The 12,169-nt window shown below is 72.7% G+C and carries 12 protein-coding genes; 3 read left to right on the top strand and 9 right to left on the bottom strand.

Annotated features, from left to right (window positions below):
- Positions 1 to 2: 2 nt before the first annotated feature.
- From DEJ14_RS12925 to DEJ14_RS12935, 3 genes are all read right to left on the bottom strand, one after another.
- On the bottom strand, positions 3 to 1,376 hold the full coding sequence (locus tag DEJ14_RS12925) for an FAD-dependent oxidoreductase (protein ID WP_111084272.1): 1,374 nt from the start codon (positions 1,374 to 1,376) through the stop codon (positions 3 to 5).
- A gap of 86 nt (positions 1,377 to 1,462) precedes the next feature.
- Positions 1,463 to 2,539: a polyprenyl synthetase family protein gene (locus tag DEJ14_RS12930; protein WP_111084273.1), complete on the bottom strand. Its 1,077-nt coding sequence runs from the start codon at positions 2,537 to 2,539 to the stop codon at positions 1,463 to 1,465.
- 32 nt (positions 2,540 to 2,571) lie between these two features.
- Positions 2,572 to 3,363, bottom strand: a complete 792-nt coding sequence (locus DEJ14_RS12935) for a demethylmenaquinone methyltransferase (protein ID WP_111084274.1) — start codon at positions 3,361 to 3,363, stop codon at positions 2,572 to 2,574.
- A 108-nt stretch (positions 3,364 to 3,471) separates the two neighbouring features.
- Between DEJ14_RS12935 and DEJ14_RS12940 the strand changes: the two genes are divergently transcribed.
- A complete protein-coding gene (locus DEJ14_RS12940) occupies positions 3,472 to 4,731 on the top strand; it encodes an isochorismate synthase (RefSeq protein WP_111084275.1) in 1,260 nt (419 codons plus the stop codon).
- Between the two features lie 72 nt (positions 4,732 to 4,803).
- Here the strand turns inward: DEJ14_RS12940 and menD are convergent, their stop codons facing one another.
- Complete coding sequence (gene menD, locus DEJ14_RS12945; protein ID WP_111084471.1) at positions 4,804 to 6,609, bottom strand: 2-succinyl-5-enolpyruvyl-6-hydroxy-3-cyclohexene-1-carboxylic-acid synthase; 1,806 nt, start codon at positions 6,607 to 6,609, stop codon at positions 4,804 to 4,806.
- A complete protein-coding gene (locus tag DEJ14_RS12950) occupies positions 6,602 to 6,958 on the bottom strand; it encodes a PLD nuclease N-terminal domain-containing protein (RefSeq protein ID WP_131921755.1) in 357 nt (118 codons plus the stop codon). The genes menD and DEJ14_RS12950 overlap by 8 nt, the downstream gene beginning before the upstream one ends.
- Before the next feature lie 64 nt (positions 6,959 to 7,022).
- On the opposite strand from DEJ14_RS12950, the gene DEJ14_RS12955 reads away from it, so the two are divergent.
- The gene (locus tag DEJ14_RS12955) at positions 7,023 to 7,358 is read left to right on the top strand and encodes a DUF4229 domain-containing protein (protein WP_111084277.1); all 336 of its coding nucleotides are present in this window, start codon (positions 7,023 to 7,025) and stop codon (positions 7,356 to 7,358) included.
- A gap of 12 nt (positions 7,359 to 7,370) precedes the next feature.
- Here the strand turns inward: DEJ14_RS12955 and DEJ14_RS12960 are convergent, their stop codons facing one another.
- Genes DEJ14_RS12960 through DEJ14_RS12975 form a run of 4 tightly spaced genes read right to left on the bottom strand, consistent with a single transcriptional unit; the run spans position 7,371 to position 10,932 of the window.
- Positions 7,371 to 8,372, bottom strand: a complete 1,002-nt coding sequence (locus DEJ14_RS12960) for a 1,4-dihydroxy-2-naphthoate polyprenyltransferase (RefSeq protein ID WP_111084278.1) — start codon at positions 8,370 to 8,372, stop codon at positions 7,371 to 7,373.
- Between the two features lie 50 nt (positions 8,373 to 8,422).
- The gene (locus DEJ14_RS12965; RefSeq protein WP_111084279.1) at positions 8,423 to 9,553 is read right to left on the bottom strand and encodes an AMP-binding protein; all 1,131 of its coding nucleotides are present in this window, start codon (positions 9,551 to 9,553) and stop codon (positions 8,423 to 8,425) included.
- A gap of 16 nt (positions 9,554 to 9,569) precedes the next feature.
- Positions 9,570 to 10,499 carry a 1,4-dihydroxy-2-naphthoyl-CoA synthase gene (locus DEJ14_RS12970; protein WP_111084280.1) on the bottom strand — a complete coding sequence of 310 codons (930 nt, stop codon included), beginning with the start codon at positions 10,497 to 10,499 and terminating at the stop codon, positions 9,570 to 9,572.
- A 22-nt stretch (positions 10,500 to 10,521) separates the two neighbouring features.
- Positions 10,522 to 10,932 (bottom strand): hypothetical protein, encoded by a 411-nt coding sequence (locus DEJ14_RS12975; protein ID WP_111084281.1) that lies wholly within the window; start codon positions 10,930 to 10,932, stop codon positions 10,522 to 10,524.
- 133 nt (positions 10,933 to 11,065) lie between these two features.
- On the opposite strand from DEJ14_RS12975, the gene DEJ14_RS12980 reads away from it, so the two are divergent.
- A complete protein-coding gene (locus DEJ14_RS12980) occupies positions 11,066 to 12,055 on the top strand; it encodes an o-succinylbenzoate synthase (RefSeq protein WP_111084282.1) in 990 nt (329 codons plus the stop codon).
- Positions 12,056 to 12,169: the final 114 nt, after the last annotated feature.

Below are 12,169 nucleotides of genomic sequence, written 5' to 3' on the forward strand. Positions count from 1 at the left end.
CGTCAGTTCGTGGGCGCGTCGACGCGGCCGAGCGACACGTTGATCATCTCGTCGCGGGGCACGACCTTGATGCGCTCGCGGCCCTCGGCAGCACCGAGCGCGAGCTCGTGGGTGTCCAGGTGGTGCCAGCCCTCGAGGTCGGTGTACTCGACGCCACGCTCGCGCAGGAGCGCCGGGATCGCACCCTCGGAGGGGTCCTCCGGCGTCCACCAGCTCGCCTGGTCGTTGACGATGTGCTGCACGGTCTCCATGGCATCGGACTTCGTGTGGCCGATGAGACCGACCGGACCGCGCTTGATCCAGCCGGTGGCGTAGACGCCCGGGATCTGCTGGTTGTCGTCGTCGAGGACCTGGCCCTCGTGGTTCGGGATGACGCCGTGGCGCTCGTCGAACGGCAGCCCGGGCAGCGGGGAACCGAAGTAGCCGACGGCACGGTAGGCCGCCTGGATCGGGATCTCGCGGATCTCGCCCGTGCCCTCGACACCGCCCTCGCCGTTCGGCCGGGTGCGCTCGTACCGGATCGCGGTGAGGTTGCCCTGCTCGTCGCCGACGAACTCGGTCGGCTTCGCGTAGAAGTGCAGGTGCAGCCGCCGGCTCGCCTGGCCGGTCTCGCGGGTGCGCCACTGCTCGAGCACCCGGTTGATGACCATGACCTGCTTGTTCGTGGCGATCGCGGTCTTCGACGCCTCGTCGTGGTCGAAGTCCTCGTCGTAGACGACCATGTCGACGTCACGGACCTCGCCGAGCTCGCGGAGCTCGAGCGGCGTGAACTTGACCTGGGCGGGACCACGGCGGCCGAAGACGTGGACGTCCGTGACGGGCGACGCCTTGAGGCCCTCGTACACGTTCGCCGGGATCTCGGTCGGCAGCAGGTCATCGGCGTGCTTCGCCAGGATGCGTGAGACGTCGAGCGCGACGTTGCCGACCCCGATCACCGCGACGCTCTCCGCGGTCAGCGGCCAGGTGCGCGGGACGTCGGGGTGGCCGTCGAACCAGCTGACGAAGTCGGCGGCACCGTAGGAGCCCCGGAGGTCGACGCCGGGGATGTCGAGGTCGGCGTCCTTGATCGCGCCCGTCGAGAAGACGACCGCGTTGTAGTGCTTCTTCAGGTCCTCGAGGGTGATGTCCTCGCCGAAGCGGACGTTGCCGAACAGCCGGACGACGCCGCGGTCGAGCACGTCGCGCAGGGCGTTGACGATGCCCTTGATCCGCGGGTGGTCGGGGGCGACGCCGTACCGGACGAGTCCGTACGGCGCGGGGAGCTGCTCGAACAGGTCGATCGACACGTCGTGTCCGTGGGCCTCGCGCAGCAGGATGTCCGCGGCGTAGATGCCGGCGGGTCCGGCGCCGACGATGGCGATTCGGAGGGTGGGCACTGATCGTCTCCAGTTCGTTCGGGTGGGGTGCTCCCGGTGGTGCGTCCCGCGCGGCGACCGTGGGGTCGCCCGGTCGCGGGTGGTGTTCAGCGGCTGCGGTCGACGACGGAGTCGGCGAAGCGGGTGAGTGCCCGCTTCACGGTGCCGTCGGGCAGCGGGGCGAGGGCGTCCACGGCTTCGCGGGCCCAGCGGACCGCGACCGTGCGCGTCGACGCGGTCGCCTCGTGGTCGCGCAGTGCGGCGACGGCCGACTGGTACGGCACGGAGCCGACCGCGTCGTCCGGGGCGCCGTTCACGTCGCGCTCGATGCGCAGGACGAGGTCCTGCGCCGCCGGGTCGGTCGCCGCGTGCCGACGCAGGTGCAGCATCGGCAGCGTGTCGACGCCGGCACGGAGGTCGTTGCCGGCGATCTTGCCGGTCTTGTCCGTCGCCGGTGCCAGATCGATGACGTCGTCGACGAGCTGGAAGGCGACGCCCACCTTCTCGCCGAAGGTCCCGACGGCGTCGAGGTAGGCACGGTCGGCGCCGGAGAACATGACACCGGCGCGGGCGGCGGTCGCGATGAGCGAGCCGGTCTTGTCGCTGAGCACCTGGATGTAGTGCTCGACCGGGTCGTCGTCGGGCTGCGGGCCGGTGGTCTCGTGCAGCTGCCCCATGCAGAGGCGCTGGAAGGTCTCGGCCTGCATCCGGATGCCCTCGGTACCGAGGTCGGCGGTGATGAGGCTGGCGCGGGCGAAGAGGAGGTCGCCGGTCAGGATCGCGACGTTGTTGCCGTACGTGATCTGCGCTGCGGGGACCCCGCGGCGGACGGGCGCTTCGTCCATGACGTCGTCGTGGTAGAGCGACGCCAGGTGGGTCGTCTCGATGCTCACAGCCGCCTTGACCACGGCGTCGGTCACCCCGTCGCCGAGCTGCGCGATGAGCAGCGTCAGCGTCGGACGGATCCGCTTGCCGCCCGCGGACAGCAGGTAGCGGCTCGTGGTGTCGGCGAGGGTGTCCGTGGACCGCATGGCGTCCTCGAGCCCCTGCTCGACGAGCTCGAGACCGTCGTCGACGGCGGCGATGAAGCGGCGGTCGGCGGGCGTGGCGAACAACCGCTCGCCGATGCCCAGCGAGGCGCGGAGGCTCGGCGCGCGACGTGCGACCGGGACGCTCGGATTCAAGTGCTGCTCCGTCTTCGGGGGATGGTGACCGGTCAGTCGTCGGCCGGGTCGACGCGCGGCTGCTCGCCGGTGGTCTGGTGGTCGCGGCGTGCCTTCGCACGACGGGCCGCGGACTCGCGCACCGTGTCGGCGACGGGCTTGCGGCCACGGTGCAGTGCGACGATACCGGCCGTGAGGTTGCGGTAGGCGACCACGGAGAACCCGACGCCGCGCAGCCACTGGGTGAGGACCTGCTGGTCCGGCCACGCGTCGATCGACTCGGCGAGGTAGCGGTAGGCGGCGGGGTTGCTGCTCGAGAGCTTCGCGATGCCCGGGAGCACGCGCTTCAGGTAGGTGCCGTAGCCGAGGCGCAGCAGCGCACGCGGCGGGGTCGAGAACTCGCAGATGACCACTCGGCCGCCGGGCTTGAGGACCCGCAGCATCTCGGCGAGCGCCTGCTTCGGGTCGTTCACGTTGCGCAGCCCGAACGAGATCGTGACGGCGTCGAACGTGTCGTCGTCGAAGGGCAGGTGCTCGGCGTCGCCCTCGACGAAGGTGATCTCGGGGTGCCGCTCGCGACCGACCGCGATCATGCCGGCGGAGAGGTCGAGCGCGCTGACCTCGGCCCCCTTCTTCGCGAAGGCCGCGGCACTCGTCCCGGTGCCCGCGGCGATGTCGAGGACCTTCTCGCCGGGCTGGGGATCGACGGCCCGCACCGTGGCGACACGCCACAACGGTGCGTTGCCCGCCGACAGGATGTCGTTCGTGAGGTCGTACTTGGCCGCGACGTCGTCGAACATCGCCGCCACCTCGTCCGGCCGCTTGTTCAGGTCCGCTCTGCTCACCCGACCAATCCTAGAGGTCCCGACCGTACGTTCACCGGACTCGCAGCAACGGCCCGCGCGACGAGCGCCCGACCGGGTGGTCCACCGACCGCGCGTAGCATCGGAGCCGTGACCCGAACCACCACGGCGGCGCCCCCGCTGACGGTCTCCACCCGGATCCTCGACGACCCGGGCACCGTCCTCCGCCACACCCTGCGCGACCGTCCCCTGGCCTTCGTCCGGAACGGCGACGGCATCATCGGGATCGGGGAGGCGCTGCGGTTCACGTTCACCGGCCCCGACCGGATGCGCGACGCCGCTGCGGTGTGGCGCACCGTCGTGGAGTCGGCCGTCGTCGACGACCCGGTGCAGCTGCGCGGCTCGGGCCTGGTCGCGTTCGGCTCCTTCGCCTTCGCCGACGACTCCGCCGACGAGAGCGTCCTGATCGTCCCGCGCGTCGTCATCGGTCGTCGTCGCGGCAAGGCCTGGCTCACGGCGATCGACACGACCGTCGGTGCCGAGCCGCTCGCCTTCACACGGACCTCGGTGCCGGTCCCCCACGTCGGACCGCACGTCTCCGTCAGGCTGCGCCCGGGCCGGATCGACGAGGCCGCCTACGCCGCGAACGTCGCCGAGGCCGTGCGGCGCATCGTCGCCGGGGGCGCGCAGAAGGTCGTCCTCGCCCGCGACCTCGTCGGCACGCTGCCGCCGGGAGCCGATCGACGTGCCGTGCTGCTCGACCTCGCCGCCGCCTACCCGCAGTGCGTCACGTTCGCGGTCGACGGCCTGGTCGGCGCGACCCCCGAGACGCTCGCCCGCACCGACGGCACCCGGTTGACGGCGCGGGTGCTGGCCGGCAGCGCTGCACGCGGTGCCGACGAGGTGTCGGACCGTGCCGCTGCCGAAGCCCTCGCCGCCAGCGCGAAGGACGTCGAGGAGCACGCGTTCGCGATCGACAGTCTGCTCGCCTCGCTCCGCCCGCTCGTCACCGAGCTGCGTGCCGACCCCGAGCCGTTCCGACTGCAGCTGCCGAACCTGTGGCACCTGGCGACCGACGTGCAGGCGACGCTGCCGCCGGACACCACCTCGCTCGACGTCGCCGACGCCCTGCACCCCACGGCCGCGGTCGCGGGCACCCCCACCGACGTGGCCGTCCGGCTCGTCGCCGAGCTCGAGGGCGTCGACCGCGGCCGCTACGCCGGCCCGGTGGGCTGGATGAGCGCCACCGGCGACGGCGAGTGGATGTTGGCGCTCCGCAGCGCCCGCATCGACGACGACGGCACCGTGCGGGCCTGGGCGGGTGCGGGCGTCGTCGCGGGGTCGGAACCGGCGCGCGAGGTCGCCGAGACCGCCCTGAAGTTCCGACCGGTCACGGACGCGCTGGCCTGAGCGGCGCGGCGCGGCGACCACGCGGTCGCGCTGCGCCGGCCGCGTGGTCGCGCCGCGACGCCCCTCCCCGCGTCAGTCGGCGAGCGGGACCTCGATCACGACGCGCTCGGCCGGATCGGTGAGCACCCGCTCGAGGTCTCCCCACGTCTCCGCGCGGCGGTACTCCCAGCCGAGGCCGGTGACGACCCGTTCGACGTCGACGTGCTGCGGCGTCGACATCATCCGCCGCATGTCCTCCCGTGGGGTGGTGCGTGCCACCTCGAGCCCACGGAAGATCGCGCCGCCGTGGTCGTTGCCGACGACGACCTGCACCCGGTGCGTGCGTTCCTCGGTGCCGGTGACGAACGCCCCGAGGTCGTGCAGCAGGGTCAGGTCGCCCAGCAGCACGCGCGTGGTGCCGACCGACGCCGACGACTGCTCGAGCGCTGCGGCGATCCCGAGGGCCGTCGACACGGTGCCGTCGATGCCGGCGAGCCCGCGGTTCGCGTGCACCCGGATCTTCTTGCCGAGCACCCGCCCGTCGGCGACGCGGATGATCTGCGAGGCACCGAACACGAGCCGGTCGTGCGGCCACGTCACGCCCCACACGGCGTCGGCGAGCATCGCGCGGTCGACGGGTCGGCGGCGGAGGGCGACCTCGTCGCGCAGGAACTTGTTGCGTTCGGCGCGGTCCGGAGACCGCTTGGCGCCGAGGTCGGGGCCCGCGTCACCGTCGCCGAGCAGTTGACGGCTCGCGCCGACCCAGCGGCCGACCCACGCACGGTGCTCCGGCCGGGTCCGGCCCGTCACGCGGACGTCGGACACGAACGTGGTCAACGATTCGCTGGGCCCACGCCGCCGGTTCCCGGACGACGCGCCAGCGGCGTTCGGGCCGTGCCGGTGGGGAGAGGCGCGGGCCGGGTCGAAGGGGTCGGCCGTGTGTCCGCGGACCACGATCGTCTCGACCCCCTGCCGCTGCAGGAGCGCCGGGACCTCGCGGCTGAGGGTGGGGTGGCCGAGCACGACGGCACGACGGACCGCCCCGCCGAAGTCCGGGTCGCGCAGGAGTTCGCGGTAGGTGACCACGAGGTTCCGGCCGAACCGTGCACCGCTGGAGACCTCGGCGAGCAGGGGCGCCCCGAGCTCCCACGCGATGCGCTCGGCGTCCTCGCCGGCGTCGTGACCGGCGATGACGACCGTGCCCGGCTCGTCGTCCGGCGACAGCTCGGCCACCGGGAGTCCGCCGTGTGCCCGACGGGTGGCGAACGCGGTGTCGACCTCGTCGTCGGGGACGCCCTGCACGTGCTCGGCGTCGAGGCCGGCGGACAGGGGTTCACGGAACGCGACGTTGAGCTGCGCGGGCCCCGGCTGTCCGGTGTGTCCGGCGGCCGCGGCGACGGCCTGGCGGGCGAGGTCGCGGAGCGCTGCACGCACCGATGCGTCGGCTCCGTGCGCGGACGGTGCCTCGACGTCGCGGACGAAGGCGACCGCGTCGCCGAACATCCCCGGCTGGACGGTGGTCTGGTTGCTGCCGATGCCGCGGAGTTCGTCCGGCCGGTCGGCGCTCAGCACGAGCATCGGGACTCCGGAGTGGTGCGCTTCGAGGACTGCGGGGTGCAGGTTGGCGACGGCGGTGCCCGAGGTCGTCACGACCGCGGCCGGTCGACCGGACTCCACCGCGAGACCGAGGGCGAAGAACCCGGCGGTGCGCTCGTCGAGCCGGACGTGGACGGTCAGGCCGCCGGCACGCTCGAGGGCGACGGCCGCGAGCGCCAGGGCCTGGGACCGTGAGCCCGGGCTGACGACGACGTCGGTGACGCCGGCGCGCACGAGTTCCTGCAGCAGCGTCAGGGCGGCGTCCGTCGCCGGACTGCCCGACCCGACGGGACCGTCAGCGATCGGTGCGGCCGTCGTCGTCGCGGTCGTGGAACTGGTCTTCGAGGTCTCGGAGGGTCGCGTCGTCCTGGTCCTTGTCCGTGAGGGTGTCCCCCGGAACGGGCGTGGTGCCGAGGAAGTCCGGGTCGTCTTCGGGTCCACGGTACCGGGCGGTCGTGCCCGGGGACGCCGGCGAGCGGCCGAGCAGGAACCAGAGCACCCCACCGAGGACGGGGAGGACGATCACGAGGAGGATCCAGACACCGCGCCTGAGGGATCGGACACGTTCGCGGGGCATCGTCGCGCAGTCGATGGCTGCGTACACCGTGAAGGCGACAGCGGCGACGACGACGATCAACCACAAGCGGACCATGCTCGGGAGTCTAGGTCGCGAGCCTGTGACGACCCTGCCGGTCGACCGTCCGTAGACTCGCAGGGTGAAAGCGTGGCTCCTGTACACCCTGGCCCGGCTCGGCATCTTCGCGGCGGCGCTCGTACTCCTCCTGCTCCTGACGCCGCTGGAGTGGTGGTGGGCGACGATCATCGCGGCCCTCGTCGGGCTGTTGATCTCCTACATCGCGCTCGCGAAGCTCCGCACCAAGGTCGCCCTGAGCCTGGCGAACCGCCGCGGTGGACCGGAGCGCGATGCGGACACCGACTTCGAGGACGACTTCGTCGACGCGGCGGACACCGATGCCGCGGACACCCCGACCGTGCGCCCGGTGTCGGACGCCGACCGGCATGCCGCACGCCGGGACGCCGACGCGGAGTAGACCGGCGGCGTCCTACGGCTGGACGGCGAGCGTGATGCCGAGCACCACGCCGAACACCAGCGACGCGAACGACGACAGCTGCAGTGCCGTGATGAGTTCACGGGGCTTGCGCGACGACACCCCGATCGCGAGCGCCGGCAGGGCCAGCAGCAGCGAGAAGTACGTGAAGCCCGTGCGGAAGTAGAGCAGGACGAACCAGAGCAGCACGACGTACGGCAGCAGCAGGAACAGGCCGTACAGCACCCGTGCCACCGGTCGGCCGACGACGACCGCGAGGGTGCGCTTGCCGGCGAGACGGTCCTCGTCGATGTCGCGGATGTTGTTCACCATCAGGACAGCGCAGGCGAAGAACCCGGCGGCGACCGCGGCGGCCCACCCGCTCGTGGTGGCCTGGCCGATGAGCACGTACTGGGTGCCGAGCACGGCGACGAGGCCGAAGAACACGAAGACGAAGACCTCGCCGAGCGCGTTGTAGCCGTAGGGATTCTTGCCGCCGGTGTAGAACCACGCGGCGACGATGGCGGCGGCGCCGACGAGCAGCAGCCACCACAGCTGGGTGAGCACCACGATGACGATCCCGGCGACCGCAGCCAGCCCGAAGAACGTCAGTGCGACGGTCAGCACCGTCCGGGGCTTCGCGAGGCCGGCGCCCGTCAGGCGAGCCGGGCCGACGCGGTACTCGTCGGTGCCGCGGACACCGTCGGAGTAGTCGTTGCTGTAGTTCACGCCGATCTGCAGGAACAGTGCCACCGCGAGGGCGAGCAGCGCGATGGCGAGGTGTCCGTCCTGCGCCAGGAACGCACCGAAGTCGCCCGTGGTGCCGCTGTCGACGAAGCCCACGGTGGTGCCGAGCACCACCGGGACGACGCCGAGTGTCAGGGTGCGGAGTCGTGCCCCGCCGATCCAGTCCCGCGCGGTCGCCCGGCGCTTCGAGCGGACCGGGGCCGCAGCCTTGGCCGGGTTGCCCGAGCGGCCCTGCTTGTGCGTCGTGTTCTTCGTTCGTGCCACGACCACCGATCCTATCCGCGCCGCGTCGCACTGCACCGCGGTGCCGTCGAGCGCACCTACCGTGCCGCGAGGTCCTGGATCGCCCGCCGGTCGGGTTTGCCGGACGCGAGCATCGGCAGCCGGTCGACCACCACCACCGCGGCCGGACGTGCGGCTCGGCCGAGGGCGTCGCCCACGTGGGACCGGACGGTGTCGAGGTCGAGCGGCTGCTCGGTGACGACGACCGGCACCTCGCCCCACTCCCCCGAGGCCCGGCGGGTGACGACTGCACCGTGCTGATCGGGCAGGTCGCGCACGAGCCGCTCCACCGCGCCGAGCCGGACCTTCTCGCCGCCGGAGATCACCACGTCGTCGAGGCGTCCGAGCACCCGGACCACCCCGTCCGACACCGTGGCGGCGTCACCCGTGCGGTACCAGCGCAGGCCGTCGCGCTCGACGAACGTCGCGGCCGTGCGGTCGTCGTCGCCGAGGTACCCCTCGGCGAGCATCGGACCCGACAACTGGAGCTCGTCGTCCACCACCGCGGTGCGGACGGTCCCGAACGGCACGCCGTCGTACACGCATCCGCCGCTCGTCTCGCTGGCGCCGTAGGTCGTCACGATGTGCACGCCCGCGGCGACCGCCCGCTCGCGGAGCGCCGCCGGGGTCGCCTGGCCGCCGACGAGGACCGCGTCGAACCCGCCCAGTGCGGCCGCCCCGCGGTCGTCGTCGAGCACGCGGGCGAGCTGCACGGGTACGAGCGACGTGTAGCGACGCGGAGCCGCCGGACCGGTGACGAGCTGGTCCGCGGCGTCCGCGAAGGCCGTGGCGTCGAAGTGCCCCGGTGCCACGACGGCCGGTGTCGTCCCCGCGGCGATCGACCGGGTCAGAACGTTGAGGCCCGCGATGTAGTGCGTGGGCAGCGCGAGCACCCAGCTACCCGGTCCGACGAGCGCTGCGTCCGCCGCTGCGGCACCGGCGAGGAGCGCCTCGGACGAGAGGGCCACGCGCTTGCCGGTACCGGTGGACCCGCTCGTCTCGACCACCAGGGCGACCCCCTGCCGGACGTCGGCCGGCGGCGGGGTCGGCAGCGCCGGTGCCCCCTCGGCGACGGGGAGCAGCGCGGGACCGCCGGCGAGCGCTGCCTCCAGACCGCGCAGCACCACGAGCGGATCCGACGTGCCCAGCGCGACCAGCGGACGGGTCATGCCGGCACCGCCGGGCTCAGTAGTGCCACGGGAACGACGTCCACTCGGGGGCGCGCTTCTCGAGGAACGAGTCGCGGCCCTCGACGGCCTCGTCGGTGCCGTAGGCGAGCCGCGTCGCCTCGCCCGCGAAGACCTGCTGGCCGACCATCCCGTCGTCGACGGCGTTGAACGCGTACTTGAGCATCCGGATCGCCGTCGGGGACTTGCCGAGGACGATCTCACCCCAGCGGATCGCCTCGCGCTCGAGGTCCTCGTGCGGGACGACCGCGTTCACCGCTCCCATCTCGTACGCCCGCTGCGCCGAGTACTCCTGCGCGAGGAAGAAGACCTCGCGCGCGAACTTCTGGCCGATCTGCTTGGCGTAGTAGGCGCTGCCGTACCCACCGTCGAACGACCCGACGTCGGCGTCGGTCTGCTTGAACCTGCCGTGCTCGGCGCTGGCGATGGTCAGGTCGCAGATCGCGTGCAGCGAGTGCCCGCCGCCGGCTGCCCAACCGGGGACCACGGCGATGACGACCTTGGGCATCATGCGGATCAGGCGCTGCACCTCGAGGATGTGCAGTCGTCCCATCGAGGCCTGCGCGGCCGCCGGGTCGACGCCCTCGGGCGGTGCACCCTCGTCACCGACGTACTGGTAGCCGCTGCGCCCCCGGATGCGCTGGTCGCCGCCGGAGCAGAACGCCCAGCCGCCGTCCTTCGGACTCGGGCCGTTGCCGGTCAGCAGGACGACGCCCACGCGGGGGTCCTGACGGGCGTCGTCGAGCGCACGGTAGAGCTCGTCGACGGTGCGCGGACGGAAGGCGTTCCGCACCTCGGGCCGGTCGAACGCGACCCGGACGATCCCCTTCGAGACGTGCTTGTGGTACGTGATGTCCGTGAACTGCTCCGCGATCGGAGCCGCGGTCCAGACGTCGGGGTCGAACAGGTCGGAGACGGGAGCAGCCATGCCCCCAACGTACCGCCGCCGGTCAGGCGCCCATGCCGGTCAGGACCTCGGGTGCGACGAACACCAGGATCACGATGAGGATCACCGGGTTGGCGAAGAAGGCCACCACGACACCGATCGCCCCGTACCACCGGCCGAGGCCACCGACGGCCGCGACGAAGCCGAGCACCGCCGCGATGAGGGTCAGGAAGACCACGACGAAGCAGATCCCGAACGCGAACTCGGTGTCACCGCCCATGAAGACCGCGAAGGCGCTGGCGTCCACCGCGGCGGACACCACCGCGAGGCCGAGGGCGATCTTGCCGACGATCGGGCTGCGGCGCTGACGAACCGCCGTCTGGCGGACGTCGACAGTGCTCTGCTGCATGAGCCGCGCGAACTCGTCGGTGTCGCGACCGGGGCGCTGCGCACGCTGCTGCGGTTCCCGCGCCACCGCGCCTCCCTCGTTCCGGACGGTTCGATCCGGGTCGTGACCAGTGCCGACCGAGGCCGACCGATGCATGCTAATGCCCTGCCCTGGCGGTCCCCTCCGAGGAACCGGCAGGTGCCCTGGGTGCGGTGGGAGGATGGCCGACGTGCTCCCCGACCTCGCCGAACTCACCGCCGACGCGCACGTGGTCGCCCTGCCCATGCGGGTGCGGTTCCGCGGCATCACCACGCGCGAGGCGCTCGTCCTCCGCGGTCCCTCCGGGTGGACCGAGTTCTCGCCCTTCGTCGAGTACGACGACGCCGAGGCCGCCGCGTGGCTCCGGGGCGCCATCGACTTCGGCTGGACCACGCACGAGGCCGCCGCCGACTCGGTGCCCGTGAACGCCACCGTGCCGGCGATCGCCCCGGACCAGGTCGCCGCACTGCTCGCGCGCTACCCCGGGTGCACCACCGCCAAGGTCAAGGTCGCCGAACCCGGCACGACCATCGACGACGACGTCGCCCGGGTCGCCGAGGTCCGACGGGTGATGGGCCCCGCGGCCGCCGTCCGGGTGGACGCCAACGGGCTCTGGAGCGTCGATCAGGCCACCGAGGCACTCGAACGCCTCGCCCCCTTCGACCTGCAGTACGCCGAGCAGCCCTGCCGGACCGTGCCGGAGCTCGCCGCGCTGCGGTCACGGATCGACGGACTCGGCCTCCGGATCGCCGCGGACGAGAGCGTCCGCAAGGCCGCGGACCCGCTCGCCGTCGCGCGTGCCGGCGCCGCCGACGTCCTCGTCGTCAAGGCACAACCCCTCGGCGGTGTCACCGCGGCGCGGGCCGTCATCGCCGAGGCCGGGTTGCCGTGCGTGGTCTCCAGCGCGCTCGACACCTCGGTGGGACTCGGTATGGGGGCGTTCCTCGCCGCGGCCGCGATGTCCCCGGGGTACGCCGCCGGGCTCGGGACCGCAGCCATGTTCGCGTCCGACGTCACCGCGGACCCGCTCCTGCCGGTCGGGGGCCGCGTGCCGGTGCGACGGGTCGCGGTGTCGGCGGACCTGCTCGACCGGAACGCCGCGTCGCCGGAGCGCACGGCGTGGTGGCTCGCGCGGGTCGCGCGGGTGCACGCCGTACTGTCCGCCGCGTAGACCCGTCTTCCTGGCCCTGCACGCGACCGGACGACGGACGGGAGGCACGGTGCCAACTGGCACTGTGCCTCCCGTCCGGTCCTGGTCGCGACCAGAGCCGCGTCAGCGACGCGC

It is taken from the genome of Curtobacterium sp. MCJR17_020, from assembly GCF_003234365.2.
Lineage (GTDB): Bacteria > Actinomycetota > Actinomycetes > Actinomycetales > Microbacteriaceae > Curtobacterium.